This is a genomic window from Pseudoalteromonas sp. Bsw20308, assembly GCF_000310105.2.
Lineage (GTDB): Bacteria > Pseudomonadota > Gammaproteobacteria > Enterobacterales > Alteromonadaceae > Pseudoalteromonas > Pseudoalteromonas fuliginea.
The window spans coordinates 22,323-38,708 of the sequence record NZ_CP013139.1; the positions used below are offsets into that span (position 1 = coordinate 22,323).

The window sequence follows — 16,386 nt, forward strand, 5'->3', positions numbered from 1 at the left end:
ACAACGATTTGTCTGATATTACTGATCTCCACCATTTTGGGGTTTTGTTACATTTAGAAAAGGTAAGGCGAAGCTAACTAACTGTTTACAGGTGTTTATTTTATAGCTAGGATAAAATCATTGTAATATAACAATATTTGTTATGTGCTTATGAGTTATGACTATATCGTGGATTAAAAATGGAATTATGTAAATACTGTAAAAAAAATGAAGCGATTGAAAACTCTCATATTATACCTTCATTTATTTTCAAGTGGTTAAAGAAAACATCTCCAACAGGTTTTATTCGGGCTACAAATGAACCAAATAAACGCGAACAAGATGGGCCAAAATCCCCTCTACTTTGTAATGATTGTGAAGTTGAATTTTCTGAAGTTGAAAACTGTTTCAAAAAAGAAACATTCTCAAAACTTGCGAACTACAGAGAACCTTGCCCTCAAAAGCTAGATATATCTGAATCTTCAAGAAAATGTATATATGTAATTGCATGGAGGGTATTAGCAGATACTTATTACTTTCCAAAGGATAATCAATATACGGAATGCGAATTTAATCGTTTTCCAGAATTCCTTGATGATATTAAGAGGTTGATTGAAGGTGATAAATCTAAAAAATTTCGTACTCACCTGATACCGTGTACCCGTGAAGTCCTGACCAAACTAGATCTTCCAAAGGTTGATTGGTTTTACTATGAAAGATCTGTTGGTGCCGAACCAAGAATTTGGGACAACTGGGAACGATTTTTAGTCTATATAAAAGTTCCATTTGCAATAATATGTTTTGAAATAGTTCCTAACAACAAAGATGTCTGGTGTGGAACGAAAATTGATGAAGTTGACTGTATTAACCTAAGTGAAATAACAGATTGTCCAGATTATGTATCTGGACAAATTGAACATTTTTTTGGCGCTTTTTTAAAAAGTAAGGAGCTTGTCACAGGGAAACAATTAGAGAAAATGTCAAGTGATATGAAGAAGGCAAACCCAGACTGTGGTTCATTTCAATCTATGAATAAGAAGTGGTAAAGTTTAACGCACATAACACATATGAGCCTTAACTTTGTCAATAGGCATTAGTGTTCTTTTTGACCGTTTTTATCAATTGACGGTCAATTCTAAATCAATAAACAAATTCGTTTACTTCGTCTGTCGATGCGGCTGTTAAGCAAGTTGCTTACGGCAAACACATATAGAGGCTCTCTTATTGCGATCTCATCGCAGCCAGGGTTTTCCCATATCCTTTTGGGGTTGCTGGGGCACTAGACATTCATCGGTTTGTAGTGGTACAGTGATTTTGGCCACCCATTAAGAAAGAAATGTTATGCTAATAAGCATACAAATTTGGGTGAAAAAATGACGAAATTAAAACGCGCAACATATTCAGCGGCAATTAAATTAGAAACGGCTCAGCTTGTAGTAGACCAAGGTTATACGCAAGAAGACGCAGCAAAAGCGATGGGGGTGGGTAAATCAACCGTAAGTAAATGGGTTACTCAATTAAAGCTAGAACGCAATGGTCAGTCACCATCAGCGTCACCAATGACGCCCGAACAAATTGAAATCCGCGAACTTAAAAAGCAAATCCAACGCATTGAATTAGAAAAGGATATATTAAAAAAGGCTACCGCTCTCTTGATGTCCGACTCCCTGAACAATTCTCGTTAATCGAGAAGTTAAATCAACGAGAGCGTTATCCAATTAATGTGCTATGTCGCGTATTCAATGTGCATCGCAGCAGCTATAAGTACTGGGCCATACGGGATACAACGCCGACACCTGAGCAAGTAAGGTTAGAGGCTGAAGTAAAAGCAATACATGCGATGAGTGGTGGTTCAGCAGGGGCACGGACAATCGCAGCGATAGCAACGAACAATGATTTTGAATTGAGCCGTTATCGTGCAGCTAAGCTAATGGTTAAATTAAAGCTCGAAAGCTGCCAAGTACCTCAACATTCATATAAACGTGGTGGTAATGAACACCTTGAAATCCCAAACCTGCTTGATAGACAGTTTGATGTTGTTGAGCCGGATACCGTGTGGTGCGGTGATGTGACGTATATTTGGACAGGCAATCGCTGGGCTTATTTAGCCGTGGTTATTGATTTATTTGCACGCAAAGTGGTTGGCTGGGCAATGTCGTTGTCACCAGATACTAATTTAACGCTAAAAGCGCTTGAACTCGCATATGAAAGCAGAGGGAAACCGACAGGACTCATGTTCCATTCAGACCAAGGTAGCCATTATACAAGTTTAAAATATCGCCAACGTTTATGGCGCTATAAAATCACACAAAGTATGAGTAGACGTGGAAATTGTTGGGATAATGCGCCAATGGAGCGATTTTTTAGAAGCTTTAAGACGGAATGGATGCCAAAGATTGGATATGGAAACTTTATAGACGCTAAATATAGCGTAAGTGATTACATAAATGGATATTACAACAATGTTAGGCCGCATCATTATAATGCCGGTTTAGCACCAAATGAATCTGAGGTTAGATATCAAGGTTCTAAAACTGTGGCCAAAATTAGTTGACCACTACAGTTAACCTAATCATGGCACTATACAAGGCAGCTGGCTTCATCATTGTGATCCAGTTAGTTTCAGGCTCAAGTCAGGTGTAAGCGACTTTGTTTATTGTATTAATGCACGCGTACTGAGCGTCTAATCAAGACAAGTGACTTAGGTCTGTAGGCATATAATCAGGTTAAACTTTGTTGGTTATTAACTCACCCAATTGATTGATGCTCAGCCTTATATCCAGTTAGATGTTCAGCTCACTCAGTACCGTGACTAACTCTTTAAGAATTTTGCTTCATCGAATACCGTCTCTTTTTTAAGCATATAATAAACACAGCGACCAAGCTTATGCGCAAGCGCTGACAGTGCTTTGGCTTTGCTCATTCGTTTTTGTAGTTTTTCAAGGTATTTATTGGCGTTGTGATTGTGACGCAGCAGTAATACGGCAGCTTCCGAGAAAGCCCATTTGAGATGTGCATTGCCAATTTTATTACCTTGGGTGCCATAGGTTTTGCCGGCAGACTCTGCTTTGCATTTGACTAACCGACTATATGAAGCGAACTTTTGTACACTTGAAAAGCGATTGATGTCACCAATTTCGTAAATTATAGTGAGTGCTAGAATGCGGCCTATACCATTAATTGTTTGCAAGATATTAAGGTGCACAGGATTATGCTGCTTAGCCATTTTTTCAATGTAATGCTCTAAAGGCTTAAGCTCCTTATGATAGCAATCGAGTATAGCGATGTTTAAATTAATAGAGCGCTGTACAACGGGATCAGGAAAGTAATAGCGCATCTTTTCTCTGTCGCAGACGTTCTTTAAATTGACATTATGCGCAGGTAAATTGTACTGACTGGCAGTATTATCAACATGGGCTTTTAAATCAGCACCATGACGAACAATTTTGGTTCTACGGCGTAATAAGTCGCGCGTAGCACGCATATCTTTGTCATAGACATAAGCAAGTGGAAAGTTACCACCACGAATAAGTTTGGCAATTTTATGTGAATCAATTTTATCGTTTTTAGCTTTACCGCCATGAATCGCTTTCATATACAAAGCATGCCCAAGGATAAAGTCGATAGTGTGTTCTTTGCAAAAGTCAGCGACCCAATACCAACAGTGCATGCATTCTACGCCAACCACAATGTCACCGACATACGGTTTAAGTAGTTTTAGAAGTGCGTCAGGGTCATCTTTAATTTTCTTGTGAACAAGGATAAGTCCTGTATTATCAATGATACAGACGTAAAGTAAACGCGCGTGTAAATCGATTCCACAATAATATGGATGCATGTTATTGTAAAAGTTCATTGAGCTTTCTCCTGTAAGGTTGGTTGCCTTTTCAGCGTAGCGAATAATCGCGATGCTGGGGAGGCTCAATGAGTATCAAGAACCTGAAATCCGACAGCTAACACTGTCGCATTTTTTGCAAAAAAAAAAGACGCAAAAACCTGCACCAGCACGCTGCGGTTTAGGTTGGCGTTAGCTATCTAGGGAGTTTAATCATGTCTGTTAGTCAGCTTCAAACCTTATCTGAATTCACTAGTTCTTTAGCCGCTATTTTCAAAACTTATCCCATACTAAGTCTTCTATTAAGTATTTTGTATTTTATTTTTAGTTATACTTTTGGTGTTCATATTAAAGAATGGGTAAAAGAAAGAAGAAAGAAGTCCATAGAGCAAAAGGAAAAGATCAAGCTTTTAGCTAATGCCAAAAAGTTGCGAAAAAATCAAAGTGGAAAAAAGTTTTCTTTTGGGAAAGTTAGTACTAGCGTACACGTTTTAGATTATAACCAACAAGGATACTCAAAAGGTTTTTTGATCTCAGAATTAGTAAATATAAATGAAATAATACCCGCTGAATACCAAGAACAATTCAATCGTAAGTTTAAAATTTGGGAGTCAAAGAAAAATAATGGTGAAATTTTTGAAGGGGCAAAGAAAGTATCTGTTAAAAAGATTCAAATAGATCGCTCTCCTATAGGTGAAGAAAAAAGATTCAGGGTAGAGTTAGATAATTCAAAAGGTTATGTACATCAAAGAGCTGCGACTTCTGTATTTTTGGATTTAGATGATAATATGCGAAGCAATATCATTTCAGAACCTCATAGCACGATGGAACCATTTTTTAGTAATAGTTTTGGAATTTTAATAGGGATTATAACGGGAGATGATCAGTTAGTATTTGTCAAAAGGGGCTCTTCTACTGCCGTTAACGAAAATAAAATTATATGTGGTGCAGTTGAGGGAATGATAGATAAAGATATCGTTAATGGCAAGCTCAATCCAATAGTTGCAGCCAGCCGAGCCTTATCGGAGGAATTTGGAATTAACCTGGATAACGAGGAATTAAGCAGTATTAAGATTGTATCCTGTATATTCAATTGTGATTATCACGAATGGAACTTAGTTGGATATGTTGATTTAAGGAGGTTCGGTAAGAAATATATATCCTCAGTGATATTTGATTACAACTCCACTGCAAAAGCACATGATTCATGGGAAGTAAATGAATTGATGTTTTTAGACTTCGAGCCTAAGGTCATTGCCGGTTATTTGTTATCTCATGAAAATGAAGTAGTTAATTATTCCAAAGTCACCGCGATTTTTACTCTATTATCTGCATATGAAAATAGAACCGAAGTAGCTAAAGCTTTTGATGCTGATATAGATCTAACTATATCAGATAGCTAACAACACGCCCTGAGGTGGACAGCAAGCGCTAAAGCCCACTTTCCACCGCAAATTTTAACAGCGGTGATCCCTTACTTTTCAATGCAGTTAAGTAAGTTGATTCATCGTAGGGCGTATGTGTTTTCCAGCACCTAAATAGAATTCGTATCCACTTAAATGCCAATGATCTGATGATGGTATTATGGGGTTTTCCTTTGGCTTCTTGCTGCCGATAATATGCTTTTGCCCAAAATGAATAGCGCACAGATAATCCTGCCCATTCCACAAATGTTTGCCTTAAAAACTTAGTGCATGAGTACCGCCAGTGTATCCATTCTTTCTTGCCACTGCGTTCGGTTACTGGAGCAATGCCTGCGTATTTTTGTACGTCAGCGGCGCACTTATAGCGGTCACGATTTGATCCCATAGCGGCTAATAATCGAGGTGCTAATTGTGGGCCTGCTCCTGGTAAACTATCAAAGATAGCGCGATCTGTATGTTGCTTATAAAGTGTTTTAATTTCGTCATAGAATCGTGTTATTGCCAACATCAGCTGTTTAAGTTGCGGAACGAGGCATTCAATAAGCAATAAATTTGGCGTGATCACCGCCATATCTTCGGTGAGAATTTCTGCATCTTTTATTTCTTTTATCCGCTTTTCATTAACGAGTGGGTAGCGGGAATTATGTTGATTAAAGAAGTCGAGTAGTGTTTGTTTCCTCGCTTTTTTAGCGTGAGCAAGAGAAGGCCAGCGCAGTAAGAAGTCACAGAATATTTGAGTGTCTTTTTCTTTAAACCAATCAATCACGTGGGGATAATAATTTTTTAGCGTTGTGGCTATTTTATTGGTTAAATTAACACGATCTTGTACTAGTTTACGTCTGTATTCGACAAGCTGCGCAAGACACCTAACGTCCTCTGAATCCGGCCTAATAACCGTTAATTTATCCATGTGAAGTTGTAAGATTTTAACTTGAATAATTGCATCAGTAGGACGGTAATCCCCCCATTTTTAATGGAGGTTATCTGTAGAATTTCCGTTGTTTAACTTTTCCAGTTTTTGTATGGGTGTTATGCCACCTATACCCATGTTAGGGCGTTCATTATTATAAGTCCATAACCAATCGGTTGCTTTATCTTGTAACTCACTAATATCACTGTAAATATAATGACTTAGCCAGTCATACCTAACCGTGCGATTAAACCGCTCTACATAAGCATTTTGTTGCGGGTTACCTGGTTGAATAAATCGTAATTCAATATTATTATTTAACGCCCACTCTGCTAATTTATGGCTAATATATTCAGGCCCATTGTCACACCTGATAGCTTTTGGCTTACCACGCCATTCTATAATTTGATTGAGTGAGCGGATAACACGCTCAGCGGGGAGTGATAAGTCAGCATCTATTGTGAGTCCTTCGCGATTGAAATCATCAATCACATTGAACAAGCGACACCCTCTGCCATCCGATAATTGGTCGTGCATAAAATCCATTGACCAACATTCGTTAATGGCCTCAGGGACAGCCAATGGTTCAGGCTTCTTCCTTGTTAGACGTTTTCTAGGCTTTATTCGCAGATTCAACTCAAGCTCACGGTAAATACGATAAACGCGCTTATGATTCCATGTGTAGCCTTTAACATTGCGTAAATATAAAAAACATAAACCGAATCCCCAATTACGCTGACATTGGCTTAAATCCAATAGCAACGCTGCAATTTTCTCATTTTCATCAGACAGTTTTGGCGTATAGCGATAGCATGTTTCACTTATCATGAAAGTACGACAGGCTAAGGCAATACTCATTTTATTTGTGCTAACGACTTCATGAGCCAAGACTTTGCGCTCAGAAGCCTTTACCACTTTTTTGCCATTGCCTCCTGAATGACCTCAGATTTTAGCCGCTCTTCAGCATACATTTTCTTTAAACGGCGATTTTCATCTTCAAGCTCTTTCATTCGTGTCATTAAAGACGCATCCATGCCGCCGTATTTAGCGCGCCATTTATAAAAGGTTGAGTTGCCCATACCATGTTCACGGCATAGCTCAGGAATAGGCACGCCGCTTTCTGCTTGTTTTAAAATGGCGAGGATTTGACTGTCTGTAAAATGTGCTTTTTTCATAATTTTCTCCTGTGTTTACAATAAGAGAAAATTCTACGTTTGGCATCTATTATTTTTCGGGGGGATTACCGGACCATCTTTAGCCCCGCTTTGCGTAAATGCAGCACGGTATTTAGCAACACTTGATGGGTTAATCACAAATAATACAATGTGCTTAAATTTACTGAGTGCATATTAAGTGGGCCTTTTTTTAGCTCACACGCGACAGCAACAGATCTGCCGTTGTAGCGTTGTTTTAACTCAAGCGCCCATGCATTAATTGACTTAGGTTCAGAGGAAATCACACTTAAATGTTGTGTATTTGTGTCACGATTTATTTCACAAATATCGTGTTTACGGTCAGCCCAATCGATCCCGATAAGGGCTGCAAAATCTGAGACGTTAAAGGCTTCCATTTTGGGTCTCCTAGGGGTAAAGTGAAAGAATAAATAGAGGCTAATAGTGTTTCTCGCAGGTCTTATAGATAGTCGGCATTACGACAATCCCTGAGTATGCGTATTGAAACAAATAACTCCTGTTGATCCGAAAGTCTTGTTACAAACATTGATTGTTTCCGCTCAAATATTCGTGATCAACAGAAGCATATTCCATGTATTAATGAGATAGGTAAATACATTAATTAATGGAACGGAGTAACTATAAGCAAATCAAGTGGGACTAATTACAGCTGGCAGCCTCACTTCGTTCGTTATTTTGCCAGCAATAATTAGCCCCTTATTTGGGCGTTGTGACTGTAGAATTACTCTTTTTAGGAACGTATTCTACTATTTCTAATTGATTTTTTTCAACCTTAAATCCATTCATTCGCTGTGATCTAATAGATATTATTCACCCACGGTAAACTGTTATGGCTAACTACAAGCCTGACTTATCCTGCCAAAATAAATTCATTCCTATCCACTTTGCAAAACGTATTAAATTTCGTAAGCGTCTAGCAAAGTGCACCTGCCAGTCACTCGTCAAAACTAGTAAGCTATTTCCGAATTTCAATGAGGAGATAGTCATGAGAAAAACACGCAGCCTTGAACAGTGGCGCTGTATTATCGAAGAACAACAAGTCAGTAATTTAACTATCACTGACTATTGCCAGCAAAATACTTTATCAAAAACAACTTTTTATGCCGCACGAAATAAGCTTAATGAATCATCAGGCAGCTTTGTTCGCGCTAAAGTGACTAAACACGTTGACGTTATCGAACAGCAACAGTCAATCACCCTCACTATCGGCAAAGTAAACGTCAGCTTGCCACCCACAATGCCTGCCTCTTATCTGAGTCAACTGTTACGCGAGCTTGCCTTATGAAAATGTTTGTCGAACCAAAAAGTATTTACTTACACCGCGAGGCCGTGGATTTTCGAAAATCCATTGATGGTCTAATCGCAATCGTTGAAGGCGAACTTGAGCGTGATGCTTATACTGGCGCATTATTCTTATTCTGCAATAGAGCGAAAGATAAACTCAAGCTCGTTTACTGGGATAAAACAGGGTTTGCTTTATGTGTAGTGGTCAACTAATTTTGGCCACAGTTTTAGAATCTTGATATCTAACCTCAGATTCATTTGGCGCTAAACCGGCATTATAATGATGCGGCCTAACATTGTTGTAATATCCATTTATGTAATCACTTACGCTATATTTAGCGTCTATAAAGTTTCCATATCCAATCTTTGGCATCCATTCCGTCTTAAAGCTTCTAAAAAATCGCTCCATTGGCGCATTATCCCAACAATTTCCACGTCTACTCATACTTTGTGTGATTTTATAGCGCCATAAACGTTGGCGATATTTTAAACTTGTATAATGGCTACCTTGGTCTGAATGGAACATGAGTCCTGTCGGTTTCCCTCTGCTTTCATATGCGAGTTCAAGCGCTTTTAGCGTTAAATTAGTATCTGGTGACAACGACATTGCCCAGCCAACCACTTTGCGTGCAAATAAATCAATAACCACGGCTAAATAAGCCCAGCGATTGCCTGTCCAAATATACGTCACATCACCGCACCACACGGTATCCGGCTCAACAACATCAAACTGTCTATCAAGCAGGTTTGGGATTTCAAGGTGTTCATTACCACCACGTTTATATGAATGTTGAGGTACTTGGCAGCTTTCGAGCTTTAATTTAACCATTAGCTTAGCTGCACGATAACGGCTCAATTCAAAATCATTGTTCGTTGCTATCGCTGCGATTGTCCGTGCCCCTGCTGAACCACCACTCATCGCATGTATTGCTTTTACTTCAGCCTCTAACCTTACTTGCTCAGGTGTCGGCGTTGTATCCCGTATGGCCCAGTACTTATAGCTGCTGCGATGCACATTGAATACGCGACATAGCACATTAATTGGATAACGCTCTCGTTGATTTAACTTCTCGATTAACGAGAATTGTTCAGGGAGTCGGACATCAAGAGAGCGGTGGTGATATCAAGTGGTCAGTGCAACACCTTATAATTGATTATTAATTAGGTGGTTATGACTGACTTATTAAAACGTGGTTTAAGTGATATTGAAAAGCTGAAAGCATGGTTCTTATGGCGTGAAGGTAAAACGCTTAGCGAAATAGGTTTGACGCTTGATAGACATGCTGGTTCTATATTCGGAGTACTTAAACTAAAAGGTGGAATATCGCCAGTGCAACGAAAGCGTCGATTATCGTTTCTTTCTTTAGAAGAGCGAGAAAATATATCAAGAGGTTTAGCTTCAGGCTTATCTATCAGGGCAATAGCTCGTAATGTAGAAAAGGCAGCGTCAACGGTAAGCCGTGAAATCAAACGCAATGGTGGTATTGCCAAATACCGTGCCGTTACGGCTGATAAAAATGCGCTAGAGCGAGCATTAAGGCCAAAGCAATGCAAATTACAAAAAGGTAATCCACTTAGCGATTTGGTTGAGTCTAAGCTACTAGACGACTGGTCACCAGAGCAAATTTCTGGCTGGTTAAAAATAAAACACCCAGCATCATCTGAAATGCATATTTCACATGAGACTATTTATAAAACGTTATTTATCCCATCACGCTATATTTTCGAAAAAGCAGTCCTTAGCCATCTTCGCTCAAAACGTAAGTTGAGGCATGGTAAACGCTCAACAAATAAGGGAATTTATAAAGGTATTATTGATGCTAAAACAATTCATGAAAGGCCCCATGAAATTGAAACACGAGCAACTCTAGGTCACTGGGAGGGCGATTTAATATCAGGAAGTAGCAACTCACATATAGCAACATTGGTTGATCGAAAAACACGGTATACAGCTTTGGTACAAGTTGATGGTAAGGATACTAAAAATGTAGTAAATGCACTTATTCTGAAATTTAATGGTTTACCAAAGGCACTTAAAAACACACTAACGTGGGATCGGGGAATGGAATTAGCAGACCATAAAAGATTTACTAAAAATACGAATACAGATGTTTACTTTTGTGACCCGAGTAGTCCGTGGCAAAGGGGAACAAATGAAAATACAAATCGCCTATTATGGCAGTACTTCCCCAAAAAGACAAGTCTACATGGCTTTGACCAAAGTTATTTAGATAAAATCGCTAATAAACTAAATAATCGACCAAGAAGGATATTAAACTATTTAACTCCTAATGATATGATTAAAAACCATGTTGCACTGACCACTTGATATCACCGTAGCCTTTTTTAATATATCCTTTTCTAATTCAATGCGTTGGATTTGCTTTTTAAGTTCGCGGATTTCAATTTGTTCGGGCGTCATTGGTGACGCTGATGGTGACTGACCATTGCGTTCTAGCTTTAATTGAGTAACCCATTTACTTACGGTTGATTTACCCACCCCCATCGCTTTTGCTGCGTCTTCTTGCGTATAACCTTGGTCTACTACAAGCTGAGCCGTTTCTAATTTAATTGCCGCTGAATATGTTGCGCGTTTTAATTTCGTCATTTTTTCACCCAAATTTGTATGCTTATTAGCATAACATTTCTTTCTTAATGGGTGGCCAAAATCACTGTACCACTACAGTGTACCGAATGATTGAAACTACAATCGATAAAAATAAATTAAAACGAGTTATTCTACAGTCTCGTTAAGCACACATGGAGGTTTCGTGAATCTTAATCAAGTTACATTGCCAGTTAAACACATGAATAAAGCGACTGAGTTTTATTTAAAACTAGGTTTTACCCAAATTGTCGATACTCCCCATTATGCCCGTTTCGAATGTCCTGACGGAAACTCAACCTTTTCACTTTTATTAGAAACTGGTAGTTTTTTAAATGGCGTAGTAATCTATTTTGAGCATGAAAAACTTGATCAGTGGGTATCTGATTTAAAATCTATTGGCATCGAGTTTTATCAAGAGCCAACAGATCAAAGTTATCTGTGGCGTGAAGCAATATTGCACGATCCATCAGGTAATAAAATCAAACTGTATTGGGCGGGAGAAAACAGGCTTAATCCACCATGGCGAGTAGATAAACGTGCCTAGCAAGCACTTCAAAAGCAATAAAAAAACAGTTGGTTAAGTTCCGTGCATCTTCATATTTTAACCAACTATTTTTGTCCGATCATGTGGACGTTAAGGCTGTGGAATTACTCTTTTTTAAGAAAAACAGCCTGTTTATGGGTTCCAAATAATACCTAATGCTTTAATAGCGCTTAGAGTTAATTACAGGATCTCGTTTTTAATTGAATTTGGCTGTTGGAGTTATTTTACAGTCTCGTTATGAGCCTAGGGTCTGTTGATCTTTCAAGGTTAAATTTGCAGCAGTCTGTTTGGTATTTAGGCAAGGCAGAGCCTATGTAGTGTGGCTATTCCCCATAAATGGGCGATAACGCAGCATTAATGCCAAACAGGCGCTGCCCAAAGGGTTCTTCCTAGGGGCTATTTACTCCTTGTTGCTCGGTTCTTACTTAGCCCACTAGGTTACAAACCTCGCGCCGCGATTAAATAGCCCCTAATTTGAACAAATTTTAATCCGTAAAGATCAACAGACCCTAGGATAATAATGAGAACATTTCAGCTTTTAGGTTTTATACTTGCGATTGTTGGGTTTATTTTAGGCTACGTGATGCTAGCCCCAATTGATGGTGAAGCATCCGACGCTTCAGCAGGAGGAACAGGCATAGGCATTATGTTTATGGTGTTACCTATACTTGGTTGGTCTGCGTTAATATTAGTGCCCTCTTCAGTAGCATTGTTCAACCATAAAGTAAGAGAACGCAGTTATTTCAGAGGCAATTTTTGGCTAAACCTTTGGAAAGTAAACCTAGTTATTTCTTTTGGATATATTGCCGTTGTTCTATATTTTGCTTACATATGGTTTAAGGGCAGCATTGGCAATTAATAAGACTTTAAATGCCTAATACCTTTAATTCATTCTTACCTACTAACATCTAACCCAAACTAAGGACTAATAACCATCAGGTTTAACACCATTAGCATTAAACCTGACAGTCAAACTCCCCAGCCAACGTTAATTAGTCGGCATTAAATAAATCTCGCGCACGCTGTTGCGCTGGTTTGCTTCAATAGCAAACAGTACGGCGTCGGCTACATCTTGCGGGTCGAGTTTGTCGGGTTTAGCGTCATCAAAAAACGGGGTGTTTACCATGCCTGGTGCTATGGTTGTGCAGCGGCCGTTCCACTCGCTCATTTCCTCAGCTAAGTTTTGTCCAAAGCCATAAGCAAACCATTTAGTTGCACCGTAAATAGAGCCGCCAATTGGCTTACGGCCAGCGGCAGAGCTGGTTAATATAAAGTGACCTTTGTTTTGGCGTAAATGCGGCAGTGTTAGTTTTGCAGTCCACAGCAGCGCTTTAATGTTTATGTCGATCATCGCTGACCATTCATCTGGGTCACCTTTTTCGGTGCCTGCGGTTGAAACGCCCATGCCTGCGTTAGCAAAGGCTACATCTAATCGGCCAAACTTTTCAATGCCTTTGGCAACTACGTTTTCAAGTGCGGTAAAGTCTGTAGCATCTGCGGCTACGCCCAGCGCATTATTTGAGCCTAACGACTTTACTAACTTAGTTAACTTATCTTCGCGTCTAGCGGTAAGTATTACTTTATGACCATTATTTACAAGGGTTTTTGCGGTTGCTTCACCAATGCCACTTGAAGCGCCGGTTATGAGTACTATTTTTTCTTTTGCCATAGATAACCTCTTTAATGAACGTTAAAAACTTAAAGTCACCATACCAATAAACGATTAACCTACATTGAATAGTCGCTATAAATTAGCCATAAATGGCGGTGTTTTATATTCTAATAACCATGGTTTTTAGGCCGTTTATTAAAATTGAAATAAGTGATTAAAAAAGATAGGTTTAAATTTTTTATTCTATATACTCGCGCCACTTCTTTTGAAGTCGATTTTTATTAGATTTAACCATTATTTTGCTGAGTGTCAGCAACATTTATCGGAACAAACATGAAAGATAAACTTTTAGCGTTTTGGCAAAGCCATTCAGAAACAATCATCACTTTAGGGTACAAAGTGATTTTAGCGTTGGTGATTTTAATTGCGAGTGCCTTAATTGCACGCTCGGTTAAAAAAGCGATTAAAAACGCTAAATCGCCATTAAAAAAAGTGGATAGTACGCTGCTTCCTCTTTTATCGAGTATTGCTGGTTATTTAGTTTATATAATTGGCGGGCTATTTATTTTAGATATTTTTGGCGTAAACACGGCCAGTTTAATTGCGCTAATGGGTGCTGCTGGTTTAGCGATTGGTTTAGCCCTTAAAAATACGCTGAGCAATATTGCTGCGGGTATTATGCTGCTAATACTCAGACCTTTTAAAATAGGCGACTTTGTTGATGCCAGTGGCACGCTTGGTACTGTGAGTGAAATAAACCTATTTACCACTATTTTTAAAACCACCGACGGCCTTTATATTGCATCCCCTAACGGCAAAGTATGGGGTGGAAATATTAAAAACTTTACCCGTAATGGCAAAAGACGAATGGATATAGTGGTGGGTATTTCGTATGCCGACTCTATTGACGTTGGCTTAAATGTACTTAAAGAATTAGCCGCATCAGAGAGCCGATTACTCGCAGAGCCTGCCCCTAAAGTAATGGTGACATCAATAGGCGAAAGCGCAGTAAACATTCAATTACGTGCGTGGGCTGTTAATGGTGATTATTGGCAAACCGTGTGGGATTTAAATAAGCGCGTTAAAGAAGCTATTGAAAGTGCTGGGCTGAGTATTCCATTTCCGCAGCGTACGCTGCATATATCTGAGTCGATGGCCTCAGCAATAACGGTAAGTAATACCAATCCGTAATAATGCTTAATCAATTTGAGGAATTAAATCTGACGCTAACTGCGTTAAAAATTTCTAATATACGACTGCATGGATGCAGAAAGTAGAGCAATGCAGGAGCAATTAGTAATGACAACTAAATAACGAAATTTTTCCTTGTTATCAACATGATTGCCTTACCTCAAAATAGACCACTTAATTAAGCGAATTGGTATAAGGACGCTTAAATTTTATATTAAGTTTGGTGGTAAATTAGTATGACGTTTATTTTAATTGCTACAGATAGGTCAGGAAATCTACTTTTTTAAGATAAAGCAATATTACGGCTAATAAAGGCATAAAAAGTTAACCCTATATGGGTAAACGAAAGTGAATTTATACACTTTATTATATGACGAGTTTGGTGATATTAACGATTCAATAATACATGAATCGTATTGCATTTAAATCACATAGCTTTATTTATAAATGTTTTTATTCAATGGTATAGAGTTAAACTAGCAGGCCATTGATACCACCAAAACTATTACCGTATCGGTTCCAACCTAGGCCGAATGCGTTTGCTATGTCTAAATATACATTCGACATTCCTGCGTTATTCGCATTAATTGCAATACCTCTATTAATTGCATTACCCGCACCGCCTGCTAGGTATACTCCGGGGTTTTCTTGCTGGTGATTTCCGCCGCCCACCTCTGACATGACTAGTATTAAAGTGTTGTCGAGTAAGGTTCCACCATAAGCGGTATCGGGTCGAGCAGCGAGTTGATCCATTAAGTAACTGACCATTATATTATACCAGCGCGTTTGAGCATTAAATAAATTGGACTCGTTGTGCGAACTAACATGCGAGCGGGTTTCATTCCAGTAAAGTCGTGCACCACTGCCAAATTCGCCCATATAAGGGCGAATACTTGGAAAGTTAATTTGCAAAGATTCATCTTGTGCGCCCATAAATTGAAAACCTGCAGTACGTGTTACATTGGCTTGAAATGCCATTGCGATATTACGCATTTGTGCTCGAGCAACGGCTTCAGCTTCCTCATTTATACCGCTCATACCTACGTTAGGGCGGCTAAAACCAGTGCCATCGCCAATGTCGAGTGAACTATTTAATACATTTTTATAGTAGTCAAGAGATGCTTCGTGTGTGAGTAGCTTACCTTGCTGTTTTATATTTAAAGTGTTGTTTTTTAATAGATCAAGGTTTTCGTGAAGCGACTCTATTACTCTTTGACGACGTAGGTCGACAGGTGATAAGCCGTCTTGATTATCACTGTTAACAACATCAGCGAGTAGATTGTCATAGATCATTTGTGGATTATCGGGCACGTCAATTTTGTTGCGATTAATATTGGTAAACGGCATGTATTCGGAGCCTTTAGCCTTACTTGACCAACAGCCAACGTGTAGATTGTTGGTTAAGTTACCGCCCAGTGCATTACCTATTTCACTGTCAAATGAAGGGGCACCATCTACACCACCAGAAAAAATACCACGACACGCTTCTGGGTGGCCTGAGCTACCACCTTGGCCTGCATAGGTTAGATTTTTGATGGGAACTAAGTTGTTTATATGCTTGTTTAATGAACTCAGTGGGCTGGTGTCTAAACTGCTGGCACTTAATCCTCCAATATCATATGAATGCCATTTATCACGGACACACCCATTAGGGTAAAATACCATAATAAAGCGTCTAGCTTCACCGGCAGCAGCAAAGACTTTAGGTGCGAACGCAAATTGGCTAGCAAAGGCTGTGGTAAGCCCCGCTTTGGCTAGTATGCGGAGAAAATCACGACGTTGCATTTTATTTTTTAAAAACTTCAT

15 protein-coding genes and 2 pseudogenes are annotated in these 16,386 nt (G+C 39.0%); 9 read left to right on the top strand and 8 right to left on the bottom strand.

The genetic code is table 11. From position 1 onward, the window contains the following. The first annotated feature begins 179 nt into the window (after positions 1-179). Together D172_RS17365 and D172_RS17375 are read left to right on the top strand one after the other, a co-directional pair. Complete coding sequence (locus tag D172_RS17365; protein ID WP_007379087.1) at positions 180-1,025, top strand: hypothetical protein; 846 nt, start codon at positions 180-182, stop codon at positions 1,023-1,025. Positions 1,026-1,352: 327 nt separating this feature from the next. Beyond that, a protein-coding gene (locus D172_RS17375) for an IS3 family transposase (RefSeq protein ID WP_150115549.1) occupies positions 1,353-2,533 on the top strand; the annotation gives its coding sequence in 2 pieces (ribosomal slippage) (positions 1,353-1,611 and positions 1,611-2,533; 1,182 coding nt in all). Positions 2,534-2,791: 258 nt separating this feature from the next. Here D172_RS17375 and D172_RS17380 read toward each other — a convergent pair. Beyond that, positions 2,792-3,835: an IS110 family transposase gene (locus D172_RS17380; protein WP_033023924.1), complete on the bottom strand. Its 1,044-nt coding sequence runs from the start codon at positions 3,833-3,835 to the stop codon at positions 2,792-2,794. A gap of 194 nt (positions 3,836-4,029) precedes the next feature. On the opposite strand from D172_RS17380, the gene D172_RS17385 reads away from it, so the two are divergent. Then, entirely contained in the window at positions 4,030-5,217 is a 1,188-nt protein-coding gene (locus tag D172_RS17385) for a hypothetical protein (RefSeq protein ID WP_007379091.1), read from the top strand. Between the two features lie 28 nt (positions 5,218-5,245). On the opposite strand, the gene D172_RS17390 is transcribed toward D172_RS17385, so the two are convergent. From D172_RS17390 to D172_RS17405, 3 genes are all read right to left on the bottom strand, one after another. Continuing rightward, positions 5,246-6,178 carry a transposase gene (locus D172_RS17390; RefSeq protein ID WP_324293018.1) on the bottom strand — a complete coding sequence of 311 codons (933 nt, stop codon included), beginning with the start codon at positions 6,176-6,178 and terminating at the stop codon, positions 5,246-5,248. A 30-nt stretch (positions 6,179-6,208) separates the two neighbouring features. Then, positions 6,209-7,323, bottom strand: a protein-coding gene (locus tag D172_RS17395; protein ID WP_150115561.1) for an IS3 family transposase whose coding sequence is annotated in 2 segments (ribosomal slippage) — positions 6,209-7,071 and positions 7,071-7,323 — 1,116 coding nt in all. Because the reading frame shifts where the segments join, the coding sequence is not laid out codon by codon here. A gap of 134 nt (positions 7,324-7,457) precedes the next feature. Further along, positions 7,458-7,718: a hypothetical protein gene (locus D172_RS17405; protein WP_007379119.1), complete on the bottom strand. Its 261-nt coding sequence runs from the start codon at positions 7,716-7,718 to the stop codon at positions 7,458-7,460. Between the two features lie 608 nt (positions 7,719-8,326). Here D172_RS17405 and tnpA point away from each other — a divergent pair. Together tnpA and tnpB are read left to right on the top strand one after the other, a co-directional pair. Continuing rightward, positions 8,327-8,626: an IS66 family insertion sequence element accessory protein TnpA gene (tnpA, locus tag D172_RS17410; RefSeq protein ID WP_007379118.1), complete on the top strand. Its 300-nt coding sequence runs from the start codon at positions 8,327-8,329 to the stop codon at positions 8,624-8,626. Further along, the gene (tnpB, locus tag D172_RS17415) at positions 8,623-8,838 is read left to right on the top strand and encodes an IS66 family insertion sequence element accessory protein TnpB (protein WP_033041226.1); all 216 of its coding nucleotides are present in this window, start codon (positions 8,623-8,625) and stop codon (positions 8,836-8,838) included. Before tnpA ends, tnpB begins: the two co-directional genes overlap by 4 nt. Here tnpB and D172_RS17420 read toward each other — a convergent pair. Beyond that, positions 8,831-9,742: pseudogene (locus D172_RS17420) on the bottom strand (IS3 family transposase); the annotation flags it as partial. The gene tnpB and the pseudogene D172_RS17420 overlap by 8 nt on opposite strands. Positions 9,743-9,796: 54 nt before the next feature. Between D172_RS17420 and D172_RS17425 the strand changes: the two are divergent. Next, on the top strand, positions 9,797-10,954 hold the full coding sequence (locus D172_RS17425) for an IS30 family transposase (protein ID WP_007377124.1): 1,158 nt from the start codon (positions 9,797-9,799) through the stop codon (positions 10,952-10,954). A gap of 12 nt (positions 10,955-10,966) precedes the next feature. On the opposite strand, the pseudogene D172_RS17430 reads toward D172_RS17425, so the two are convergent. Further along, a pseudogene (locus D172_RS17430) lies at positions 10,967-11,233 on the bottom strand (transposase); the annotation flags it as partial. A gap of 163 nt (positions 11,234-11,396) precedes the next feature. On the opposite strand from D172_RS17430, the gene D172_RS17435 reads away from it, so the two are divergent. Together D172_RS17435 and D172_RS17440 are read left to right on the top strand one after the other, a co-directional pair. Continuing rightward, on the top strand, positions 11,397-11,777 hold the full coding sequence (locus D172_RS17435; protein WP_007377122.1) for a VOC family protein: 381 nt from the start codon (positions 11,397-11,399) through the stop codon (positions 11,775-11,777). A 520-nt stretch (positions 11,778-12,297) separates the two neighbouring features. Continuing rightward, on the top strand, positions 12,298-12,636 hold the full coding sequence (locus D172_RS17440; RefSeq protein WP_007377121.1) for a hypothetical protein: 339 nt from the start codon (positions 12,298-12,300) through the stop codon (positions 12,634-12,636). 129 nt (positions 12,637-12,765) lie between these two features. Here the strand turns inward: D172_RS17440 and D172_RS17445 are convergent, their stop codons facing one another. After that, positions 12,766-13,446, bottom strand: a complete 681-nt coding sequence (locus tag D172_RS17445) for an SDR family oxidoreductase (protein WP_007377120.1) — start codon at positions 13,444-13,446, stop codon at positions 12,766-12,768. A 276-nt stretch (positions 13,447-13,722) separates the two neighbouring features. On the opposite strand from D172_RS17445, the gene D172_RS17450 reads away from it, so the two are divergent. Next, the gene (locus D172_RS17450) at positions 13,723-14,580 is read left to right on the top strand and encodes a mechanosensitive ion channel family protein (RefSeq protein ID WP_007377119.1); all 858 of its coding nucleotides are present in this window, start codon (positions 13,723-13,725) and stop codon (positions 14,578-14,580) included. 471 nt (positions 14,581-15,051) lie between these two features. Here D172_RS17450 and D172_RS17455 read toward each other — a convergent pair whose 3' ends face one another. After that, the gene (locus tag D172_RS17455) at positions 15,052-16,386 is read right to left on the bottom strand and encodes a DUF1552 domain-containing protein (protein ID WP_007377118.1); all 1,335 of its coding nucleotides are present in this window, start codon (positions 16,384-16,386) and stop codon (positions 15,052-15,054) included.